The sequence below is a fragment of the Streptomyces radicis genome (genome assembly GCF_003626575.1).
Lineage (GTDB): Bacteria > Actinomycetota > Actinomycetes > Streptomycetales > Streptomycetaceae > Streptomyces > Streptomyces radicis.
In genome coordinates this window covers 112047-132163 of record NZ_RBDY01000001.1, presented here as the reverse complement: position 1 = coordinate 132163, position 20117 = coordinate 112047, and the positions used below count along the sequence as shown (strand labels likewise).

Annotated in this window: 24 protein-coding genes; 16 read left to right on the top strand and 8 right to left on the bottom strand. The window is 71.3% G+C overall.

From position 1 onward, the window contains the following. Nucleotides 1–279 precede the first annotated feature (279 nt). The 6 genes from D7318_RS00575 to D7318_RS00550 all read right to left on the bottom strand — a co-directional run bounded on the left by D7318_RS00575 (nucleotide 280) and on the right by D7318_RS00550 (nucleotide 4266). Nucleotides 280–438, bottom strand: coding sequence for a helix-turn-helix domain-containing protein (locus tag D7318_RS00575; protein ID WP_230423277.1), 159 nt, complete (start codon nucleotides 436–438; stop codon nucleotides 280–282). Nucleotides 439–628: 190 nt separating this feature from the next. After that, the gene (locus tag D7318_RS00570) at nucleotides 629–1951 is read right to left on the bottom strand and encodes a replication initiator (protein WP_230423224.1); all 1323 of its coding nucleotides are present in this window, start codon (nucleotides 1949–1951) and stop codon (nucleotides 629–631) included. Nucleotides 1952–2244: 293 nt separating this feature from the next. Beyond that, nucleotides 2245–2433: a hypothetical protein gene (locus tag D7318_RS00565; protein ID WP_120694814.1), complete on the bottom strand. Its 189-nt coding sequence runs from the start codon at nucleotides 2431–2433 to the stop codon at nucleotides 2245–2247. Beyond that, nucleotides 2430–3773, bottom strand: a complete 1344-nt coding sequence (locus tag D7318_RS00560; protein ID WP_120694813.1) for an FtsK/SpoIIIE domain-containing protein — start codon at nucleotides 3771–3773, stop codon at nucleotides 2430–2432. The genes D7318_RS00565 and D7318_RS00560 overlap by 4 nt, the downstream gene beginning before the upstream one ends. Continuing rightward, nucleotides 3773–3964, bottom strand: coding sequence for a hypothetical protein (locus D7318_RS00555; RefSeq protein WP_120694812.1), 192 nt, complete (start codon nucleotides 3962–3964; stop codon nucleotides 3773–3775). The genes D7318_RS00560 and D7318_RS00555 overlap by 1 nt, the downstream gene beginning before the upstream one ends. Then, the gene (locus D7318_RS00550; RefSeq protein ID WP_120694811.1) at nucleotides 3961–4266 is read right to left on the bottom strand and encodes a hypothetical protein; all 306 of its coding nucleotides are present in this window, start codon (nucleotides 4264–4266) and stop codon (nucleotides 3961–3963) included. Before D7318_RS00550 ends, D7318_RS00555 begins: the two co-directional genes overlap by 4 nt. Nucleotides 4267–4789: 523 nt before the next feature. On the opposite strand from D7318_RS00550, the gene D7318_RS00540 reads away from it, so the two are divergent. After that, nucleotides 4790–5566, top strand: a complete 777-nt coding sequence (locus D7318_RS00540; RefSeq protein WP_183091245.1) for a GntR family transcriptional regulator — start codon at nucleotides 4790–4792, stop codon at nucleotides 5564–5566. A 1134-nt stretch (nucleotides 5567–6700) separates the two neighbouring features. On the opposite strand, the gene D7318_RS00530 is transcribed toward D7318_RS00540, so the two are convergent. Beyond that, the gene (locus tag D7318_RS00530) at nucleotides 6701–7138 is read right to left on the bottom strand and encodes a hypothetical protein (protein WP_120694807.1); all 438 of its coding nucleotides are present in this window, start codon (nucleotides 7136–7138) and stop codon (nucleotides 6701–6703) included. Nucleotides 7139–7408: 270 nt separating this feature from the next. On the opposite strand from D7318_RS00530, the gene D7318_RS00525 reads away from it, so the two are divergent. From D7318_RS00525 to D7318_RS00505, 6 genes are all read left to right on the top strand, one after another. Beyond that, nucleotides 7409–8629 carry a helix-turn-helix domain-containing protein gene (locus D7318_RS00525; protein WP_120694806.1) on the top strand — a complete coding sequence of 407 codons (1221 nt, stop codon included), beginning with the start codon at nucleotides 7409–7411 and terminating at the stop codon, nucleotides 8627–8629. Nucleotides 8630–8704: 75 nt separating this feature from the next. Next, on the top strand, nucleotides 8705–9280 hold the full coding sequence (locus D7318_RS32340; RefSeq protein ID WP_147437588.1) for a hypothetical protein: 576 nt from the start codon (nucleotides 8705–8707) through the stop codon (nucleotides 9278–9280). A gap of 110 nt (nucleotides 9281–9390) precedes the next feature. Beyond that, the gene (locus tag D7318_RS00520) at nucleotides 9391–9681 is read left to right on the top strand and encodes a hypothetical protein (RefSeq protein ID WP_147437587.1); all 291 of its coding nucleotides are present in this window, start codon (nucleotides 9391–9393) and stop codon (nucleotides 9679–9681) included. Then, nucleotides 9678–9950, top strand: a complete 273-nt coding sequence (locus tag D7318_RS00515; RefSeq protein ID WP_120694804.1) for a hypothetical protein — start codon at nucleotides 9678–9680, stop codon at nucleotides 9948–9950. The genes D7318_RS00520 and D7318_RS00515 overlap by 4 nt, the downstream gene beginning before the upstream one ends. A 304-nt stretch (nucleotides 9951–10254) precedes the next feature. After that, nucleotides 10255–10590: a hypothetical protein gene (locus D7318_RS00510; RefSeq protein ID WP_120694803.1), complete on the top strand. Its 336-nt coding sequence runs from the start codon at nucleotides 10255–10257 to the stop codon at nucleotides 10588–10590. Then, nucleotides 10587–10859: a hypothetical protein gene (locus tag D7318_RS00505; RefSeq protein WP_147437586.1), complete on the top strand. Its 273-nt coding sequence runs from the start codon at nucleotides 10587–10589 to the stop codon at nucleotides 10857–10859. Before D7318_RS00510 ends, D7318_RS00505 begins: the two co-directional genes overlap by 4 nt. Before the next feature lie 430 nt (nucleotides 10860–11289). Here the strand turns inward: D7318_RS00505 and D7318_RS00500 are convergent, their stop codons facing one another. Beyond that, the gene (locus D7318_RS00500; protein WP_147437585.1) at nucleotides 11290–11658 is read right to left on the bottom strand and encodes a hypothetical protein; all 369 of its coding nucleotides are present in this window, start codon (nucleotides 11656–11658) and stop codon (nucleotides 11290–11292) included. A 114-nt stretch (nucleotides 11659–11772) separates the two neighbouring features. Here D7318_RS00500 and D7318_RS00495 point away from each other — a divergent pair, with 114 nt between their 5' ends. The 9 genes from D7318_RS00495 to D7318_RS00460 all read left to right on the top strand — a co-directional run bounded on the left by D7318_RS00495 (nucleotide 11773) and on the right by D7318_RS00460 (nucleotide 20098). Further along, nucleotides 11773–12552: a maleate cis-trans isomerase family protein gene (locus tag D7318_RS00495; RefSeq protein ID WP_230423223.1), complete on the top strand. Its 780-nt coding sequence runs from the start codon at nucleotides 11773–11775 to the stop codon at nucleotides 12550–12552. Continuing rightward, nucleotides 12549–13349: an alpha/beta fold hydrolase gene (locus tag D7318_RS00490; RefSeq protein ID WP_120694799.1), complete on the top strand. Its 801-nt coding sequence runs from the start codon at nucleotides 12549–12551 to the stop codon at nucleotides 13347–13349. The genes D7318_RS00495 and D7318_RS00490 overlap by 4 nt, the downstream gene beginning before the upstream one ends. Next, nucleotides 13346–14335 carry an asparaginase domain-containing protein gene (locus D7318_RS00485; protein WP_120694798.1) on the top strand — a complete coding sequence of 330 codons (990 nt, stop codon included), beginning with the start codon at nucleotides 13346–13348 and terminating at the stop codon, nucleotides 14333–14335. Before D7318_RS00490 ends, D7318_RS00485 begins: the two co-directional genes overlap by 4 nt. Before the next feature lie 96 nt (nucleotides 14336–14431). Next, nucleotides 14432–15655 carry an MFS transporter gene (locus D7318_RS00480; protein ID WP_120694797.1) on the top strand — a complete coding sequence of 408 codons (1224 nt, stop codon included), beginning with the start codon at nucleotides 14432–14434 and terminating at the stop codon, nucleotides 15653–15655. Beyond that, complete coding sequence (locus tag D7318_RS00475; protein ID WP_120694796.1) at nucleotides 15639–16601, top strand: PDR/VanB family oxidoreductase; 963 nt, start codon at nucleotides 15639–15641, stop codon at nucleotides 16599–16601. The genes D7318_RS00480 and D7318_RS00475 overlap by 17 nt, the downstream gene beginning before the upstream one ends. A gap of 42 nt (nucleotides 16602–16643) precedes the next feature. After that, nucleotides 16644–17837, top strand: a complete 1194-nt coding sequence (locus tag D7318_RS00470; RefSeq protein WP_230423220.1) for a Rieske 2Fe-2S domain-containing protein — start codon at nucleotides 16644–16646, stop codon at nucleotides 17835–17837. Then, complete coding sequence (locus D7318_RS00465) at nucleotides 17824–18657, top strand: alpha/beta fold hydrolase (RefSeq protein ID WP_230423219.1); 834 nt, start codon at nucleotides 17824–17826, stop codon at nucleotides 18655–18657. The genes D7318_RS00470 and D7318_RS00465 overlap by 14 nt, the downstream gene beginning before the upstream one ends. Next, nucleotides 18654–18788 (top strand): hypothetical protein, encoded by a 135-nt coding sequence (locus D7318_RS34520; protein WP_268987324.1) that lies wholly within the window; start codon nucleotides 18654–18656, stop codon nucleotides 18786–18788. Before D7318_RS00465 ends, D7318_RS34520 begins: the two co-directional genes overlap by 4 nt. Beyond that, nucleotides 18785–20098 carry a M20 family metallopeptidase gene (locus tag D7318_RS00460; protein WP_120694795.1) on the top strand — a complete coding sequence of 438 codons (1314 nt, stop codon included), beginning with the start codon at nucleotides 18785–18787 and terminating at the stop codon, nucleotides 20096–20098. The genes D7318_RS34520 and D7318_RS00460 overlap by 4 nt, the downstream gene beginning before the upstream one ends. Nucleotides 20099–20117 lie beyond the last annotated feature (19 nt).

The following is a 20117-nucleotide window of genomic DNA, read 5'->3' as shown; positions in this document are numbered from 1 at the left end:
GCTCGGCCAGCCACGTGCGAAGTGCCTTCTCCGCGGCAGTCTTCGTGGGGAATTCTCGGCCCAGCCATGGGCGAACCTTCTTCCCGGTCGCCGGGTCTGTGTGCTGGGGCGTTCGCACGCCCCACGTGTCAGGGCGCCCCTTTCTCGGTATTTGCACGGGGGTGGATCCCAGGCCGTTTCCTCTTTTTGCCATCTGCGCTCCCTTCATTTTCCCTCTTTGTGATTTCCTGCCCTCCGTGGCTCCAGAAAAACGAGTTGATATGCATTCGTTACGCGCATTCATTCGGCGGCCTGCCGATCGAGCCACTTTTCTAGATCGGAGAATCGGCAGCGAAGCTGATTCCCCACCCTCTTGAAGGGAATTCCCTCCGACCGCCAATTTTCGTACACCCATCCAGAGGGTTTGTGAAGATAGGTTGCCACTTCTGTAAGAGTCATCAACTGCCCCGCAGAATAAGGGGTCGTCGAGTTATTCATTTCCCGTTCCCGATCTGCAATTCGGTACGCCTCGCGACGTTCTCTCTCCGCGCTTTCCAACCTGTTGGGGTCCGATCCGTGGTCCAGGTCGCCCGCCGCGCCCCACCCACCACCCCCACCCCCGCCGCGCTCGGGGTCCTCGCCGCTGGTGTCATCCACCGCGTTCCACCCACCCGACCGCCTCACGGGCCAACGCCCGGCCCGCCGCCGCGTCGAACGCCACACCCCGCGCCAACTCGGCCTCACCCGGGGTCCACCCCCGCCCGACATACCGCCAGGCCGAGTCCACGACCGTGCCATCCACTCGGCCGCCCCCCTGCCATGCCGCCCGCGCGGCGCGCAGCTCCTTGTACGTGGTCGAGTAGCCCCGCGACTTGGTGAGCACATGACCCCGGAAGCCGAGCATGTGAGCCCACCCCCGCAGCCGCAGATGTGCCAACTCCGGCAGGCCGCCCAGGCGCCAGCAGGCCCGCATGAGCGCGCGTACGTGTTCGGGCACCCGCCGGGCCCTGACGTCCGCGAGCGACCGCACCGGATAGTCGGTGCCACCTTCCGTCGCGCTCTTGGTCGTGTACTTGGCGATGTAGGCCGCCACGGCGTCGTCCCGCACGGGCGTCGTGAAGCGATCTTGATCGCCGATGGGGTGTATATCGAGCTGCCGCCCCCACACGACCGTGCGTTCGCCCACCTCGGGGGCGTACGGCGTGGCGACCCTTGTCGCGCCTGCGGCGGTGCGGACGGCCGCCGCGAGTACCGTTTCCGTCGCCCAGGCCGGGGGAGATGTCCCCGCACCCTCCGGGCCGTCGAGACGCACGACGGCGTGGACGTGAACGGCGCCGCGGCGCTGGTATTCGGCGACCTTGGCGAACGACACCGTGAGGTGTTCGCTCAGCCGGGAACGCGGGACGCCGCCCGCCGCAGCGAGCAGGCGGCGCACGTTGCGCATCGTGCGCGACCACAGCTCACCGAGGTGCGCGTGCCACAGCACATGGCCGGGGTAGTCGTAGCAGGCCGCGCACAGCGGGGCCCCGACCACGGCGGCCGTATCGCGGTGAAACCGGCCGCAGCCCATCGGCGCACCATGGCGGCACACCCCGGGCCGCAAGGAGTGACACCGGCCCGAGCGGTGCACGCGCCCGAACGACGGGGCGGTCAGCGTCACCATCAGCCGGGGGTGCTCGACCACCTCACTGCGGATGCCCTTACCCCCGGCCAGCCCCGCCCTGACCAGGTGGTAGGTGTCGCCCTGGTGCTGCCGGGCGCAGGACTCGCACCGTACCGACCGCCGGGTCCGGCAGCGCACCGCCAGCCGCCCGCCCTCGTCCGCCGTGTCGAACGACCGCAGGACCTCACCTGTCGCCGCGTCCACGACCGTGGAGTGACCCGCCAGGTGGACCGGCTGTTCGCACCCACCCGTGGCCCGGATCTGCTCCAACCACCGTGCCGCGCCAGGCTCGTTCGCCAGCCGGATCAAGTCCCGCTCTGTCTCCGACAGGGTGAGCAGACGCCCCGCACGGGATCCGGCGGAGCGCCGCCCACGGCTCCATGCCCCGGCCATGGTGGACCCCTCGCAGGGGACTCCGACACATTCACGTCGACCAGTTCCTCTCCGTCCTCGAGCTCATCGCCGCCGCCACGGCACCCGCCGCCACCGCGCCGTCCGGCACCCGCAGCGCAAAACCCGCCCCGACCGCGTACGGTGCCGGGGCCGTAGGCACCGGTGGCAGTACACGACCCGATCCCGCCCTTCACGCCGACGCCGGGACATCACGCATCCCCCGAGGCCCGGCCGATGAGCCAGTCGACGAAGCCGCTCACGACCTCGGCATACGGGGTGGTGGCGAAGTAGAACCCGAACAGGAAGCACAACGCCGCGACCCACCAATGGACTTCGGCACTGCGCACGATCAGGAACGTCGCCAGCCCGAACACCGCCACCAACGGCAACTCGGTCATGGCGCCGCCTCCTCACCGCCGGGCGGGGCCAGCCGTGCGAGCACCGGCGTACGGTGCCCGTACCGCACGGCCGCCCTCTCCGCTTCCTCCGGGGAGACCAGCGCCGAACGGGCCCGCGACCAACGGCCCGAGACCGCCGTGACCGCGACTCCCGGTTCGTCCTCCCCGATCGTCTGCGCCACCGCCACGGCCCCGGGCTGGAGATCCCCGAGCGCCATCTCCGCCGTGGCCTCGTCGTTGACGCGATGGACCACCCGCCCGCCGAGCTGAGCCCGCAACGCCGTGACGCCCGGGCCGAGTTCGGAACCGACACGTTGCCCGGCCACCACCAGATACGCGCCCAACGCGCGCCCGAGCTGCGCCAGCCGCAGCAGCGCGACCGAGCAGTCCGCCGCCTCCCGCCGCCCCTCGCGCGAGCCGTCCGACAGGTACAGCTCCGCCAGCTCATCGACGATGACCACGATCGGGAACGGCCGCTCGTCCTTCGGCAAGTGCCAGATGTCCCGCACCCCCGCCGAGCGACAGACCGTCATCCGCCATGGCAACTCCTCCTCCACCAGCGCCCGCAGCACCTCGGCCGCCTCGGCCCGCGATGTGGCCAACACCGACAACCGCCGCTCGAACAAGCCCAGTTCAAGGCCGCCCTTGCAGTCGATGCCCACCAACGCGACCGGCTGAGGAGCCAACTCCGTGACCAGCGAGGCCAGCCACGTCGACTTGCCCGATTGCGTCGCACCGACGACCAGCCAGTGAGGCACCCGCCGCAGGTCGACCACCCACGGCGCGCCGTCTTCCAGCCGCCCCACCACCGCCGACAACAACCGCCGTGCGACGCCTGACCCTTCCCCGGGCCGTACGCCACCGGCAGCCGTCAACGGATCCCGGGCCGTCACCACCAGCAGCACCACGCCCCGACGTGGCGAGGACACCCGCACCGCATGCACCCGCCACGCGTGCGCGAGAGCATCGGCCACCGCCTCCACCTGCTCCGGCACCTGCCCCGGATGCAGCCGCACCCGCACCCGCAGGCCCGCCCGCGTCGGCCGCGCCACCCCCAACCCGGGAGGGGAAGGCCGCAACGACCGCCCCGCCACCCACGTATCCCGCCCGACCATCAACCAGCGCGGCGACTTCATCACCGCAAGCCCCGTCGTCGTGCACAACCGCCGCCAGGACCACCGCATCCGCAGCACCACCGCCGGATACCCCAGCAGCAGCCACGGCCACGGCCGCCCACCGGCCACCGCCCACCACGCCGACAACCGGGGCTGCCACCACCCGCGCGCGACCACCGCCACCGCCAGCACCACCGCAAGCGACCAGGACAACACCTCGGCCATCACCGCGGCCCCTCGCGGTCGGCCCGCTCCCGCTCCGCGAGCAACGCCGTCGCCTTCAACGACACCTGCATCCCGTGCCGCTTCACCAGGTCGAGCAGACTCAGCACCGCTTGCGGATCATCCGACGCCATCAGCATCGCTTCCGCACCCGCCAGCATCCGCAGATGCCGCAGAATCTCGCCCATCGTCACGTACCGGGGGGTGTCGGGTTCTCGTGCTCCCACCACTGCGCCTCCCTCCGGCGAACCTCCGGCGGATGCAGCAACTGCCCCTCGGCAAGCGGCACGGGCTGACCCGTCACCCGCTCCTGCGACTCATCCGCCAACTCCCGGAACCGCTCGGCCAACGGCCCAAGCTCAGACGCAAGCCGCCGCTGCACCAACAGCAACAACAGGTCATCCACCTCGGCCGAGTCATCCACCAGCGACGCCATCGTGAACAGCTCGTCCAGCGACGACAGCGCCCGCATCCAACGCAAGTCCGTCGCCGCCATCACCGCTCACCCCCCGACGCCACCGACTTACGCCCGCCACCCGACGAACCCGCCGCCGCACTCGCCGACACAGCCGTCACCGCCGACGCCCGCCAGCTCAACCCCGACCGATCCCCGACCGCCCAAAAGGTGCACTCCAAGTCATCCAGGTGCACGGGCATGCCCTCCGACAGCCCCGCTCCCGGATCGCCCGGCACCACGATCTCCACCATCTCCGCCCGGCGCTCCGGACGCCGCACCGCCACCGCGACCACCCACTGAGGGCGCCCGTCCCGGTCCCGCCGTTGCTCACCCTCCGGCGTGACACGAGGCGTCGGCGGTGCCACCACCATGAACCGCCCCAACCGCGTCGGATCCACAGGAATCCCTTGCATCACTCGCTCCTCTCCATGAGCGCCAGGCAGACATGCCTACACCAGACATGTCTGGTCACAACGTGGAGCATGCGCGGTGTCGGCATGGTCAGGCAAGTCATATCCTGGCGCCCGACGTTTCAGCACGACACCGGAGGAGACCCGCGCAGGTGGCCGACCAACCGCTCACCCAGGCCGACCCGCTGTACACGCAGCTGGCCGCGCGCCTGGCCGCCGCAATCCTCGACGGCACCTACCCGCCGGGCAGCCGCCTGCCCGGCACCCCCGAACTCTCCGAGAAATACGGCGTCTCACGCATCACCGTGCGCTCCGCCGTCCGAGAGCTGCGCGCCATGGGGCTGCTCGCCCCCCACCAGACCGGGCGCCCCGTCTACGTCGCCCACCCGGCCCGCCGCGTCTCCCTGGACCTGGGCATCGCCCGCGCCAACGCCAAGGCCCCCCATCAGCTCGCGACCGCCCTGGAGACCACCGGGGACCCCGCCATCACCCGCGTCCTCATCACCGACCCGCAGGACGCCGTCCTTCTCCACCGCGACGCCAGCAACGAGGCCCCGGCGTTCGCCGCCGACCGCAAGGTCACCGTCGGCAGCTCACTTGTCCGCGCCCTGCACCGCGTGCTCCTGCCCTACGACGTGATCACGGGCACCACCGTGGAGACCACGCCCGAGGCCGAACCCACCGCCATCTATGACGCGTTGGCCGCCGCCGGACACCCCCTCACCTGGGACACCCACACCACCGCGCGACCATGCCGCCCCGGCGAGCACACCGCCCTCGGCCTGAACGATGCCACGGAAACCCTGCTCGTGGTCCACCGCGTCACCCTCGGCCGCGACGCCCGCCCCCTCACCCTGGAAACCCTCCGCATCCCCGCCGCGCAAGCCGACCTCATCCACCACAGCGCCGCGACCAAACCCCGCCGCTGAGCCTGGTCCAAACTTTCTTCACATCCTCAAGAGCGCCGCGCATCCGCGCGACGCGCGGCCCGGGCCGCCCTCGGGCGGGCTGCGGCCTGGCGGCCGGTCCCGCCCGAGCGGCCCGACCGCCCCGCCCGAGCACCACCGCGGCTGTGACCACCGGGACCCGCCCCCACCGGATGCGTCCGGCGCGAAGAGGGGCGGAGCGCACCGGGGCAGCCGGGTCACCGGACGGCCCCCGGACGACGAACGGCCCCGGGATCCCCCCGAGGCCGTTCCAGCTCGTCACCTGCTCAACTGCACCTGTGCCGCCGCAACTTCGCATCCGGCGGAATCAAGCCGGTCATCCGCACCCGCGTACCGCACGACGGACACACCAGATCAGTCCGCCCGCGCTTTCCTGACTCAAGCCGAGGCTCATTCCGGAACTTGCTACGGACCCCTCTGCGCCGAAATATCATCTCGCCCCTCCGCCTATCCGGCCATCGATCGCGCGACCGCCCCAGACTAATGCCCTCCCGCCCGCCGAGAGGCCCGTTCGAAGTGATGGCCCATCAACTAACCATCGGCCAGGGCGAGTTATGGCGCCGCAGTGATCAACGTCGACAGTCGCCGCCGTTCCCACAGCGCTACTGCTCCCGCTGACCCTCCGCGCACTGCCGAAGCAGACACAGCGCCAGGTCAGCGCCGGATCCGGACGCCCGCACCCGCACCACCGGCCGCCCCGCCGGATCCGCGTCCGGCAGCGCCACCAGCTCCCCGGGCCCTACACCCAGCCCCGCCAACAGCGTATTGATCTCAGCCGCCTTCACCGACGCGCGTCGCCACGCTTCTACATACCCCACCCCCGCTACGTACTCCGCTGCCTCATCTCCGACGTCATCCGAAAAGGAGTCACCAACGGCCACTGCGCTTCCCTTTGACAAATTCCGTTCGATTTCGGCCACCCAAGCACACCACATATGCCACTGACAAGACACGAACAACTACGGCGGGCATTTCATCCCCCGCCCACGCAAGAACATCTGCACGTGCAACACCGCGTACACCAGGGACTCCGCACGGTGGGTCGCCCGAACGCGGACGACCCACCGATCACGGCATCACCAAATCACCACCTCAGGTTCACATTTCCCCTCTGGCTCAGATGTGCCGCAGGTAGTCCGAATGCATCCAGCCCCAGCCGGACAGGCCGGTGACGGAGTCCTCCACCAGCACACCCACCCAGTCGGCCCGGGGGTCGCGCGCGTCGAACTGCATCGCGACGTACACCGTGTCCGGCGGATACATCAGCCCCCGCGCCACGTACTGCGTCCCGGGCCCCATCCGCAACCGCACGCCCTGACCGTCGACATCCATGAAGTCACCGGCCATCTGCCGCACGGACACCAGCTCGCGCCCACCCGCACCCACCGACGTGGGGCCCGCCGGGCCGCCGCCACCCCACCGCTCCACCACACCCGGAGCCGCCCGCGCCCTCGACCCCGACGACGCATCCGACTCCGCACTCACCACCACACTGAGCACCAGCGCCGCCGCCAACGCTCCGACCGCCCCACGCAACGTCCAGCTACCCAACATCGCTCACTCCTCTCCCGGCACGGCACCAGACAGGCCCCATACCGACACCAGACATGCCCGGTCTAGGCATGTCTGGTGAGTATCTGCTTGCGCCTCAGGGCAGGCAACCTGATTCCGGGCCGGAACAGAACGAACGAGCGGATGCCGCCGAACGAGCATTCCAGCACGAAGGCCCCGCCGCAGCGGGGCCGTTCGTTCACTGTCCCTGCCATCGCTGGCGGGAGTACCGTTTCGAAGTGTCGAGGTCGAAACGGTTATCGCGAGGTCAGTATGCACGACCGCACTGATAAACACACTGGGGAGCGGATCAGAGAGCTTCGCGCGATCCGCGACTACAGCTTGGCTGAACTGGGGCGAAGGGCCCACGTGTCCACCAGCCAGCTCTCCCGCTTCGAGAACGGAGACCAGCCCGCGTCGCCCAGCATCGTGGCCTCTGTCGCGCGAGCGCTGGGCGTCACCATCTCCGTGCTGCACGGACAGCCCTACATCCACATGTTGCAGCAAGACCAGTTGGACGCCCTGCTGACGCCGATCAGCAGCGCCCTGGACGCTTGGGACATCCCACCGGACGACGACGTTCAGCCCCGGACGCTGGATGAGGTCGCCGACCGGATCAAGGCCGTCTCGAAGAAGCGCGCCGCTGGCAAGTTCGGCGAAGTCGCCGAAGCCCTGCCCGAATTGATCACCGATGCCGCCGTCACCGTCCAGCGGCATGACACACCGGGGCGCGACCGCGAACGCGCCTACGCCATGCAGGCCGAGGTAGCTCGTACGACGGCGATCGTGGCCTACCGCCTCGGCTACATGGGGCTGGCCAGACTCGCGCTGGCCAAGATGGCCGCCGCCGCGCCACACTCCGGCGACCCCAGGCAAGTCGCGGTCGAACGGTACGAACGGGCGGTCATGACGCACGCGGAAGCTTCGCGAGCGGATCGCGGAGTCGCGCTGGTGCGCCAGGCGGTGCGCGACCTGGACGACGACGGCGAGCCCGCCACACTGGCCGTGCGCGGCACACTCCTGCTGCGCGCGTCGGCCCTGTCTGCGGTCCAGAAGGACTATGCGGCGGCAGAGGATTGGCTGGGTCAGGCCAAGGAGGTGGCGGAACAGGCGGCCGAGGCCGATGCCGTCGCCGATCCGCCGGGCACCCGTTACGCGCTCGCGTTCGGCGAGCTGAACGTGAAGCTCGGCGAAATCGACGTGGCCATGAACCGGAGCGAGCACGAGCACGCGCTTCGGGTGGCCCGGACGGTGCAGTGGCCGAACGCCTACCAGCCCACGCGGGTAGCCGGTTTCCTCATCCGCCGTGCCAGCGCCGAGGCGTGGACGGCGCGGCACGAAGAAGCCTTGGCATCACTCCGCAGGGCGAGAGAAACCGCAGCCCAGTTGACGCGCTACCACCCGGACGTGCACGAAACGGTGGGCGTGCTGCTGCGGGCACGCGCAAAGGCGTCGCCTGAGCTGCGGGAATACGCCCAATGGAGCGGTGTGTAACCGCAGCCTGGCTATCTGTCAAGGCTCTGGCGTCCCTACCTTAGGGACGCCAGAGCCCTTTCGCGGCAGAAGGCTGTGACCGTCAGCACCAAGACGGTCACTGGAGCCACCATGACGCCTACCTTCGATCTCACCGCATCGATCCCTCCCGAGTGGATTCCCTCAGGGGCTAACGGTCCCCTCGCCTTACCGTGTGGTCGCTGGTGGGATGCCGTTCAAGTCCCGTGCCTGGAAAGCATCAGCGCGTTCGTCCTGTTGGGGCGGATCGTCGGACCGGTCGTCGACGACCAGCGCGAGGGGCTTCACTGGTGGCTGATCCCTCCCGGCACCGCGTCCGGGTGGAACCTGCCGCACGTCGAAGTGCTCGGCGACAGCCGCGAGTTGCTGGTGCCCCCGGCGAACGCGCGCCCCGGAGCGCTGCTGTGGTGGGCCAGCCCGCCCGAGGGCCGATTGACCGATCCGGGATTCCTCCATGCCGCATTGGTGACCGTCATCAAGGAAGCGCACACCGGTGGATACCGCTCCCCGGACTGCGCCCTCAGCCGTCACGCAAAGTGCCGCCACGGTGCCGCACCACGCGACCTCGGATACGGCGTACGCGCCGAGGCGTGCAACTGCCCGTGCCACACCAGTACGTGGGGCGCCTGGTGATCGCTCGGTGTGCCACGTGCGAGACGACGGTGCCGCCGTTGACGGTGGTGGCAGTGCACCATGCCGGGTCGGGTGGCGGATGGGTCCACCGTGTGTGCCGGGGCTGCCTGGTGCGTGAGCGGCTGATCCCGCTCGCCTTCCACCCGCTGCGCCACGACGGGACACGCCTGCCCTATCCGGAGATCGTTCCGGGTGAACTGGTGGCCAGGCTCGCGCCGTTGGGCGAGTCCCCCGTGCTCGCCGCGCCGCTGGCGCGGCTGCTGGCCGCCGTGGCCCGCACGAGGGACCGCACGCTCGACGCCGACCAGCTGCACGCGGCCCACGACGAGGCCCGCGCGGCCGTCGCGCGGCTGCGGGAGGCCGCCCGGCAGGGAAGCGGCACCGTTGGGGAGGCGCGGTGAACGGCGCGATCGACCTCTACCTCCGCGACCCCGACCACGGCAGGGACCAACCCGTCAACGGCCGCTGCTGGCTGGGCTGCGACCCCGAAGCCATCCAGCCGGTGGTCTGGATCGGACCTGTCTCCATCGGGGGCCCGGACGGGATCGCCACCGCGCCCGCCTACGCCTGCCCCCGGTGTGTGCGCCGCCTGTACGCCATGGCCCGCGCCGACGAGATCGAACGCGACCGCCCGGCGCACCTCGCCGAGCAGCCGCACCACCACCCCTGACCCCTGCTGTCACCCGTGAGGCCGCCCCGCCGGGGAAGGCACGGCGGCCCGGGTGGCAGCAGGCCCAAGCCCGCCCGGCCCACGACCGGGCGGACATCCCCGGAGCCGCTTCCTCCTCTACGCGCCCCGGGGCACCCGCCCGCCCCGTCCTGGTCACGACCGGGGCGGGCGGCCAGTCCTTGTCCATCACGATGACCTTCCGGAGTCCGCCATCTTCTGGCCGTTCCTCTTCTGGCCCCCGACCCGACCCCACCCCTCACACGTCTCCCGGCCCACCCGCTGGCGACGCCGCCTGCGGCGGCCGATGTCCGCGACCGACGGCGTGCACCGTGTCGAGGTCACCGCGGCATCGGTCCTCACCGGGGACGTACTGACCATCGGTGACCAGCACTTCAAGGTCATCACCCGCACCCGCGTCCACGGCGGGATCAAGCTGGGGCTCACCTCGGGCCACCTGTTCGTCATGCCCCACCGCACCACCCTCACCATCTGGCGCGCCGACCCACCCGGCCTACGGCCCCGCTCCTTCTGGGAGACAGCTCTCCGCCAGCCCCCGCCGTCGCGGGCGGAGATCGTCGCGCAGGTCGTCGTGGGCTGCGCCCTCGTCATCGTCATCGCCCTGGCGGTGGTGCTTCGATGAACCCCACCGGGATGGTGGCGATCGAGATCACCGCCGCCACGGTCAAGATTGGCGACCAACTGGTCGTCGGGGGACGGCCCTACACCGTGTGCGACATGAGCGCGCTCGCCAGCGGCGGCAAACTGCTCCACTTCGCGGGCGGCGAGTCCTTCCACATGGGCTGCTTCACCGTCCTGTGGGCCAGCCGCCACATCTCCCAACTCCCCGGCTTCATCACACCCCGCGCGAGACGTTACGAGGGAACGCGCCGCCAGCGCGCCACGCGGTAGCGGAGGCAGACGACTCTCAACCCACTGAACGCCGGGGCGAGCGACCTCCGAGGCTTTAGGCAGCCACGTTGGGGCGAGCCTCCAAGAGCGGGGGCCCCATCGGGCTCAACCGCGGGCAGGCCAGGAGCCCGCCCGATCCGCTGGCCAGCGTACGGGCCCCCGCTCTCTCGCCCCAACGCAGCTCCCGCCCAAAGCCTCTCCGGCCACCCGCGTGGGCATCCGCACCGGTCAACGGGGCCAGGTCGAAGCCGACGGCGGGTTGGCCACATGACCAACGCATGACCAACAGCAGGCAGGAACACCCAGAAACCCCAGGTAACAGGCCCGAACGAAAGCGCCGCAATCGGCTCTCCAGACCGGTATTCATGCAGGTCAGAGGCCACACAAGGCGGTGCCCGAGAGGAGAGTTCAAGTCCCCCCTCGGACACCATCAGTACGCCCACGCGTGATGTTGGCCGGGACTCGGCCAACACCTCTTGTTTTTCAGGCAACCCGGCCTTGTCCGGCGAAGGGCGTCGACGAGGTCGCGGATCTCCTGGCGGCTCATCCGCCGCGCCGGGCCGGTGGGGCCTTTGATCCGCTTGAGCCGCGTTTCCGCCGCGAGGCGCTCGGCCTGGGCCTCGCGGCTCCAGGAGGCGACCAGGGCGGGATCGGCCCCGGCTTCGAGCGCGGCGCGGTGCCGGGCCAGCCTGCGGTCGCGTTCGGCCCCCGTCGGACACTCCAAGAGACCTCGGCTGGCGCCCGGAGGCCCCCGTGTGAGCACCCGCGCGCACAGCGGAAACGACGCGCGCCGGGTCATGGCGCGTTCCGCCGTGGGCCCCACCGCGATGACGCCGAGCCGGAAACCCTTGTCAGCCCCGGCGGCCGCTCGTACAGTGTCCCGTACTTTGTACGAACGTGGGAAGGAGCCAGCGTGGGTGGAGAGCGCGGTATCTCGGCTCGCGTCGGCCAGCTGTATCCCTCGGGTGGGCTCTGCGACCACGAGGTCCAGGTCATGGCGCCGCCCGGCGTCCGGTTCCTCACGACCAGGATGCCGTTCGCGCGCACCGGCGTGGTGGACGATCTGCGCCTGGTCGACGACCTCGAGGCGCACGCGTCCCTCCTGGCCGACGCCGAGGTCGAGTTGATCGCCTTCAACTGCACCGCGGCGAGCATGCTGGCCGGGTCGGAACACATCACGCGACGCATCCACGCGGCCACCGGCCTCCCCGCCGTCACCACGATCGACGCCGTCGTCGAGGGGCTTCGAGCACTGGGAGCGCGGACGATCGCGCTGCTCGACCCGTATCCGTGGGAGGTCGAGCGCCGGGAGATCGACTACCTGCGCCGACACGGTTTCGACGTCGTGGCCCACGGGGGCCCGGAGTGCCACTCCCCGGTCGAGCAGGGTTCGATTCCGCCGGAGCGCTGGCCGGCCGAGGCGAGGACGCTGGTCGGCCCGGGCAGCGACGCCGACGCGCTGCTCATCAGCTGCGCCGGCACCCAGGTCGCCGCGGTGCTCGACGAGTTGGAGCGGACCGTCCACCGGCCGGTCGTCGCCAGCAACCAGGCCCTGGTGTGGAAGGTACTGCGCACCCTGGGCATCTCCCATGACCTGCCCCGGTACGGCAGGCTCCTGAGCGCGGCACACAGCCTTCCCGGCCCCGGGCTCCGGCCCGCGACGCCCCGGACGGGAGGCGAGTCCCCCTCGTGATCAAGAGATATGTCGACTCCCGCCATGGCCAACTGCACGTCGTGGAGTCGGGCGCCGGGCGCCCTGTGCTCTTCCTGCACCAGACGCCCCGCTCCTGGGACGAGTACCGCGACGTGCTGCCCCTGGTGGCGCCGCACGCCCGGGCCCTCGCCATGGACACGGTCGGCTTCGGCGAGTCCGCGAGGCCGACGGCGGCGTTCAGTGTCGAGATGTTCGCCGACGGTGTCGAGGACGTCCTCGACGCCCTGTCCCTGCGCCGCGTCGTCCTGGTGGGCCACCACACCGGCGGGGTGATCGCGGTGGAGGTCGCGGCGCGCCGCCCCGACCTGGTCCACGGTCTGGTGCTGTCCGGCACGCCCTATGTCAGCGCCGAACGCCGCGCGCGGGTGGCCCTCGCCCCGCCGATCGACCTCGTGGAGGTCGAGGACGACGGGAGTCATCTCGCCGAACTCTGGGCGCGGCGCCGTGATTTCTACCCCCGGGAGCGCCCCGATCTGCTCAACCGTCTGGTCGCCGACGCGTTGCGCGTCATCGATCGGGTCGAGGAGGGCCACGAGGCGGTCAACCGCTATCGGATGGAGGAGCGCGTCTCCGCGGTCGAGGCGGCCACGCTGATCCTGTGCGGCGAACTCGACGGATACTCCCTGCCCGACGTGCCGAGGCTGGAGCGGCGGCTCGCCCACGCGCGTTCGCTGATCATTCCCGGCACCGGTGTGGCCGCCGTTGACCACCGGCCCCAGGATTTCGCCCGGGCCGTGCTCGACTTCGTGCGCGAGCTCGACCGGCCGGGCTCATGACCGCGCCCCTGGGCGACGGCTCGACCGGGACGGTGCGCTGGGTCGCCCTCGGCGGGACGCTTCAGGCCGTGGGCCATGACGCGTTCGACCTGCACAGCTACCACCTGACCGGAAAGAGCCTGAGCCCCGAGGAGGTGATGGCCCCGGTGGCCGACCTGCTCGGCGACGTCAGGCCCGAGGTCTGGGGGACGGCGCCGAGCCACCATCTGGGGCTCGACGACGTGCTGGCCCTCCTGGCGCATGTGCGGGCCGTCGCCGAACGGGACCGCCCGAGCGGCATCGTGGTCACCTGTGGCTCCAACGGGCTCGAGGAGATCGCCTATCTGCTGTGGTTGCTGTACCCGGGTCCCGTCCCCGTGGTGGTGACGGCGGCGATGCGCCCTCCGACCGCCGTGGGCAGCGACGCGCTCGACAACCTGGGCGCCTCGGTCGCGGTCGCCCGCTCCGCGGAGGCCGGGACGAGTTCGGTGCTCGTGGTCTCCGACGGTGCGGTGCTGCACCCGGCCGCTGTCCACAAGGGCCACACCTCGCGGGTGGATTCCTTCAGCCGGTCCGCGCCCGCGCTCGGCCGCGCCACCGCGGCGGGCGAGGCCCGACTCCGCCTTCCCGTGGCTCCGTCCCCCGTGGCAGGCGTCCCGGTGCCGAGCGCGCTCCCCCGGGTCGAGATCGTGACCTCCTGTCTCGGGGCGGACGGGGCCGCGATCCGGGCGGCCGTCGCGGCCGGTGGCCGGGCCGTCGTCTCGGCGGGGATGGGGGCCGGGTTCACCACGCCTGGAGAGCGGGACGCGCTGCGGGAGGCGGCGTGCGACGGCGTCGTGGTGTGTCAGTCCCGGCGCACCCCGGCGGGCCGGGTGCTGCCCGCCGAGCCCTGGCTCCTGGTGAGCAACCGGCTGACCCCGCAGAAGGCGCGCTTGGCGCTGGCCGTCGGCCTCGCCGTCGGGGCCGACAGGGCCGGGCTTCAGGACCTGCTCGACGCGCCGCGCTGAGCGCGGTCCGGCAGGCGGAACTTTCCTGGCGCAACCGTGTACCACACATGAATCATTCGTACCGTACTTAGTACGGCAACTGGGACGAGGTGGCACGTGGCAGCTCCGAGCAGCACGGCGCGCTCGGCCGCCGGTGGCGCCCGGGCGGTGGCGGCGGTGTTCGCGACCATGGTCTCGGCCTCCGTCGCGCCGTTCCTGGTCGGCTCGTTGTCGATCCAGATCGGCGAGAGCATCCGCTTCACGCCGACCGACGTGGGGATCGCCGTCGCCGCCTACTACGTGGTCTCCGCCGCCCTGTCCCCGCTGGCCGGGCAGGTCGTCACCACACTCGGGCCGACCGCCTCCCTGCGGCTGGCCTCGGCGGGCAGCACGCTCAGCCTGGTGCTGGTCGCGGTCGCGGACTCCGCCGCGACGGTCATCGTCGCGCTCGCGCTGCTCGGGGCTCCCAACTCGCTGGTGCAGCCCTCGTCGAACCAGGTGCTCTCCACCGTCGCCGACCCCGGCGCACGGGGGCTCGGCTTCGGCGTCGTCCAGTCCGCCATCCCGCTGTCCACGATGCTCTCCGGTGTCCTGCTGGCCGTCTTCGGCGACGCCGCCTCGTGGCGCCACGCGCTGTGGACGGTCGCCGTGCTGACGCTCGCCGGTCAGCTGCTGATCGCGCGGGCCGACGCCGGGGCGCCGAGCACCACGGCCACGCGGCCCCCAGCCCCCGGCGCGCGGCCGATCGGCGGGGCGCCGCTGATGGTGGCCATGGTCGCGGGCGCGTTCCTCGCCTCGCTCGCGGCCACCACCCTGCCGTCGTTCGTCGCCCTGACCGGGGAGCAGCGGGACCTGTCGCCCGGCTCCATCGCCGCCGCCCAGATCGCTGGGAGCCTCGCCTGTGTGGCGGTCAGGATCGTCGCCGCCTGGCGGGGCGGCGGCACCGGGGGGCCTCGGCGGATGCTCGGCTCGGTGGCCGGGCTGCTGCTGCTCGGCTCCACGGGCTTCCTGTTCCTGGCGTGGAACGGCGCGGCCTGGGCGTTCGCGGTCGGCGTCGTCCTCGCCTACGCCTTCGGCTGGGGCTGGAACGGGCTGTTCAACCTGAGTGTCAGCCGGGTGCGGGCGGGCCGGGTCCCCGCCTCGACCGGGCTGACCCAGGGCGGGGTCTTCCTGGGCGGGGCGTGTGGGCCGCTGCTGTTCGCCGCCGTCTCCTCCCACGAGGGGTACGGCGCCGGCTGGATCACGGTCGCGATCGCGGCCTTCGCCTCCTCGCTGTGCGTCGCCCACGCCATGCGGCGTTGGGTCGGAGAGAAAGAAGAGAGACATGAGCCCGTGGGATGAGGATGGGGACGAGGGCGTCCTGGACCTGATGATCGAGTCCATGCGGCGGGAGTCCGACGGGGTGATGAGCCTGACGCTCGTCGACCCCGAGGGCGGCTGGCTGCCGGCGTGGTCGCCAGGGGCGCACATCGACGTGGGCCTTCCGAGCGTCGTCCGCCAGTACTCGCTGTGCGGGGACCCGGCCGACCGCCGACGCTACACCGTTGCCGTGCTGCTGGAGCAACGTTCCCGCGGCGGCTCGGAGTTCGTCCACCGCCGGGCGCGTCCTGGGGACCTGGTGGAGGTCGGCGGGCCGAGGAACCACTTCGCCCTGGAGCCGGCCGATGAGTACCGGTTCATCGCCGGTGGCATCGGGATCACCCCGATCCTCCCCATGCTTCGCCAGGCCGAGGCCGAGGGAACCGAGTGGCGATTGACCTACGGGGGGAGGACGCGGGCCTCGATGGCGTTCACCGAGGCGCTCGGCCGCCACCCCGACCGCGTCGACATCCGCCCCGAGGACGAGTTCGGGCTGCTGGACCTCGACTCCCTCCTCGGCGAGCCGAGGGAGGGCACCGCCGTCTACTGCTGTGGCCCGACCGGCCTGATCGACGCCGTGGAGGCCAGGTGCGCGCAGTGGCCCGCGGGTGCCCTGCACCTGGAGCGCTTCGCCGCCAAGGACTTCTCCGGCCTCGCGACCAGGCCGGTCAGCGTCCGCTGCGAGAGGTCCGGGCTCGACCTGCACGTTCCGGCCTCCCAGAGCATCCTGGACGCCCTGGAGGAGGCGGGAGTCGGCGTCGCCAACGCCTGCCGTACGGGAGTGTGCGGCTCCTGCGAGGTCCGCGTGCTGCGTGGCATGCCCGAGCACCGGGACTCCGTCCGCTCGGGCGACGGGCTGGACGACACGAGCAGTCTGGCCGTCTGCGTCTCCCGAGCGGTCGGCCCCGAACTGGTCCTGGACATCTGAGGGCCGACCCCGACGTCAGCCATTCACCGGAAGGAAACCCCCGTGAGCACCATCGAGAACGAGCCCCGGCCGGCCAAGCGTCGGCGCGGTCGGGTGCGTCCCACCGCCGAGACGTCGCCCCATGGCAACGACTGGTCGTCCTGGCCCGAGTACGAGAAGGCCGTGCTGGGCTTCCGCGACTACTGGTACCCGCTGATGTGGGCCGAGCAGGTCGGCAGGAAGCCCGTCCCGGTCCAGCTGTTGGGCGAACACATCGTGCTGGTGCGGGAGAAGGACGAGATCTTCGCCCTCCACGACCGCTGCCCCCACCGCGGCGTGCCGCTCTCGCTCGGACGTCGTCAGTACGAGGGCACGATCAGCTGTCCCTACCACGGATGGACCTACCGGCTCGACAGCGGCGAGATGTGCGCGGCGCTGACGGACGGGCCCGAGTCGCCGATCAACAACAAGGTGTCGGTCTCGACCTATCCCGTCGCCCAACGCCTCGGCCTGGTCTGGGTCTACGTCGGGGACGGCGACCCGCCGCCGGTCGAGCGTGACATCCCGGATGAGCTGGTGGACAACGAGTTCACGATGGGCGGGCGGTGGGACATCCGCGAGGGCAACTGGCGGTTCGCCGCGGAGAACGGGTTCGACGAGGGCCACGCCAAGTACCTGCACAACACGGCCCTGTGGCGCCTGTTCAAGGTAATGCCCGCCTGGAACAAGACGCGGATCGTCGAGAAGGACGGCTGGCTCATCCGTGTGCAGGACGAGGTGCACTGGGAGGCCGACTTCCCCGGGCTCGGCACCTGGACCAACAAGCGCTGGTGGAAGCGGATGCCGCTGCCGGACGCGCCGGGCAAGTCGGCGGACATCAATCCCGTCATCAAGTCCCTCGAGATCCCCGGGTTCGTCTCCATCCGGCTCCCCGGACTGCTCCGGGTCGCCTATCCGCACTTCATCCACTACGAGTGGTACGTGCCCGTGGACGAGGAGCGGGTCCGCTACGTCCAGATCATGGTCCGCTTCGAGAGCGGGGTCCGGGCGTCGGCGTTCAAGGCCAAGTACCTCGCCGCCATCCGCTGGCTGTTCCACGGCCAGTTCACCGGCCAGGACGCCTGGATGGTCGATGTGATGGACGCGCCACCGGAGAAGCTGTACCGGCCCGATCTGTCACTGACGGCCTGGCGTCGCCACATCGAGAGCGAGCGGCCGACCGTCCAGGTGGATCGGACCCCCGGTGCCAAGCGGTAGGGAGGCGGTGGGCTCGCCCGCGCGGCGCGTCGCGCTCGCCCACCGCGGCGAGGGCTCGGGACCGGTGGTGATGCTGCTGCACGGGGGCGGGCCAGGCTGCTCGAGCCGACTCGACTTCGGGCCCTGCCTGCCCCATCTGCCCGCCGACCGCCGCCATCTCCTCGTCGATCTGGCCCAGTACGGTGACTCGGCCGCCGCCCCCTTCGACGACCCGGCCCTCGACTTCCACGTCGCCTGCCTGGTCGGGCTGCTCGACGACCTCGCGCTCGACCAGGTCGATGTGGTCGCCCAGTCCCTGGGGGGCTCGGTGGCGCTCAACCTCGCCGCCCTGCATCCCGCCCGGGTAGGGCGGATCGTGCTGACCGGCAGCCAGCCGGTCCCTTCACCGTCGAACGACCCGGGCGTCGCCGGCGAGGCCCGCGCCCGTTACTACGGCGGGAGCGGCCCCTCCCCCGCCAAGATGCGGGAGCTGCTGGCCTCGTTGGAGTGGTACGACGCGGCCGGCGTTCCCGAGGCAACCGTCCAGGCCCGCTTCGCCAACAGCGTGACCCCGTGGGCCATGGCCGTCGCCGACGGATCGGGCAGGGGCAGAGCCCAGGACATCGGGGACCGGCTGCCCGGGATCCAGCACCCCACACTGTGGCTGTGGGGCGCCCACGACCCCTTCTCCTCCCCCGCCTACGCCGCGGCCGTCGCCGCGACCATGCCGCGCGCCGACATCGCCGTCCTGGCCAACACCGCCCATCATCCGCAGGAGGAACGCCCCTACGCATACGGGCGCCTCGTCACGGAGTTCCTGGAACGAAAGGAAGAACGGTGAGAATCACCCCCGAGCGAGCGCTGCTCTGCGCCTGCCTCCTGGCCGGTGCCTTCGCCGCCCCGAAGGTCACGCGCCTGGCCTTTCTGCGCCTGAGCGGCACCGTCGTCCGCGACGAGACGCACGGCCGATGACGGCCGCCGAGCGCTCGGCGCGGTCGAGTGAGGCGGTGGACCGGGCCATCGCCCAGGTCTCCCCACGTCAACTGCGGGAGATCGTCGTGGGGTTGGTGAACGTGCCGAGCCCGACGGGCGAGGAGCGCCCGCTGGCCGAGTGGGCCGCCGCGCGGCTCGTCGACGCGGGGGTGGACGCCCGGGTGCAGCCCCTCGACGCGCGCCAGGCCAACGCCGTGGCCAAGCTCCCCGGCGCTGGGGAGGGGCCGAGCCTGCTGCTCTACGCGCCCATCGACACCCTGACGACGGGCGACCCCGCCGAGGACGAGCCATGGGCGGCGCCACGGCTGCGCGCCGACATGCGCCCCGAGGCCGTGGTCGACGGCGACTTCGTGCTGGGCCTCGGGGCCAGCAACCCCAAGGGCCACGCGGCCTGTGTCATGGCGGCGGGCGAAGCGATCAGGGCCGCGGGGATCACCCTCGCCGGCGACCTCTGGATCGGCCTCGGCGCCGGGGGTATGCCGACCCACCGGCGCACGCCGTCCGAGCTGGGCCGGGAGAACACCGGGCAGGGCGTCGGCTGTTCCTTCCTGGTCGAGCAGGGTGTCTACCCCGACCACGCGCTCATCGCGAAGCCGGGCTGGACCGTGGCCTGGGAGGAGGTCGGCCTGTGCTGGTTCGAGGTGACGGTCCACGGGACGTTCGGCTATGTCGGCAGCCGTCATCGGATGCCCTATGTCAATCCGGTGGTGGAGGCGGGCAGGGTGATCAACGACCTGGAGTCCTGGTTCGTCGCCTACTCCCGCCGGCACACCGGCGGGCTGGTGGCGCCCCAGGGGAACATCGGGGCCATCGAGGGCGGGTGGATGCGGATGCCCGCCGTCTCGTCCAGCGCGGTGCGTTTCATGGTCGACCTGCGCGTCGGCCCCGATACTCCGCCGAACCTGGCTCGCCGGGAGTTCGCGGCGGCGATGCGGGAGATCTCCGCGCGCCACCAGGGCCTCGACATCTCCTGGGAGATGGTGCTCGCCATCCCCGGCACCGCCACCCCGACGGACGACGCGGTCGTCCAGGCGGCGATCCGCGCCTGGGAGGCGGAGGAGGGGCGACCGCACGAGGTGATCAGGGAGAACAGCGGCGCGACCGACGCGAACATCCTCCGTGGCCGTGGCATCCCCACGGCCAGGATCGGGATGACCAGGATCGGCCCCGACGCGCCCGTGCCGCTCGACTTCCCCTCGGGGATGAATGTCGTGGACATCAGGGAGATGACGCGGCTGACGCGTCATCTGATCCGTACCGCGCTGGACGTCTGCGAGCCGGTGGACTGACCGGGCGGTGCGTCGGACG

What these genes read in the sequence shown, in the direction of transcription:
- D7318_RS00530 (WP_120694807.1), bottom strand. Translation starts at nt 7,138, where the DNA reads ATGTTGGGTAGCTGGACGTTGCGTGGGGCGGTCGGAGCGTTGGCGGCG.
- D7318_RS00485 (WP_120694798.1), top strand. Translation starts at nt 13,346, where the DNA reads ATGACCGCGCCCCTGGGCGACGGCTCGACCGGGACGGTGCGCTGGGTC.
- D7318_RS00550 (WP_120694811.1), bottom strand. Translation starts at nt 4,266, where the DNA reads ATGGCGGCGACGGACTTGCGTTGGATGCGGGCGCTGTCGTCGCTGGAC.
- D7318_RS00460 (WP_120694795.1), top strand. Translation starts at nt 18,785, where the DNA reads ATGACGGCCGCCGAGCGCTCGGCGCGGTCGAGTGAGGCGGTGGACCGG.
- D7318_RS00575 (WP_230423277.1), bottom strand. Translation starts at nt 438, where the DNA reads ATGACTCTTACAGAAGTGGCAACCTATCTTCACAAACCCTCTGGATGG.
- D7318_RS00500 (WP_147437585.1), bottom strand. Translation starts at nt 11,658, where the DNA reads ATGACCCGGCGCGCGTCGTTTCCGCTGTGCGCGCGGGTGCTCACACGG.
- D7318_RS00475 (WP_120694796.1), top strand. Translation starts at nt 15,639, where the DNA reads ATGAGCCCGTGGGATGAGGATGGGGACGAGGGCGTCCTGGACCTGATG.
- D7318_RS00510 (WP_120694803.1), top strand. Translation starts at nt 10,255, where the DNA reads ATGTCCGCGACCGACGGCGTGCACCGTGTCGAGGTCACCGCGGCATCG.
- D7318_RS00560 (WP_120694813.1), bottom strand. Translation starts at nt 3,773, where the DNA reads ATGGCCGAGGTGTTGTCCTGGTCGCTTGCGGTGGTGCTGGCGGTGGCG.
- D7318_RS00525 (WP_120694806.1), top strand. Translation starts at nt 7,409, where the DNA reads ATGCACGACCGCACTGATAAACACACTGGGGAGCGGATCAGAGAGCTT.
- D7318_RS00505 (WP_147437586.1), top strand. Translation starts at nt 10,587, where the DNA reads ATGAACCCCACCGGGATGGTGGCGATCGAGATCACCGCCGCCACGGTC.
- D7318_RS00565 (WP_120694814.1), bottom strand. Translation starts at nt 2,433, where the DNA reads ATGACCGAGTTGCCGTTGGTGGCGGTGTTCGGGCTGGCGACGTTCCTG.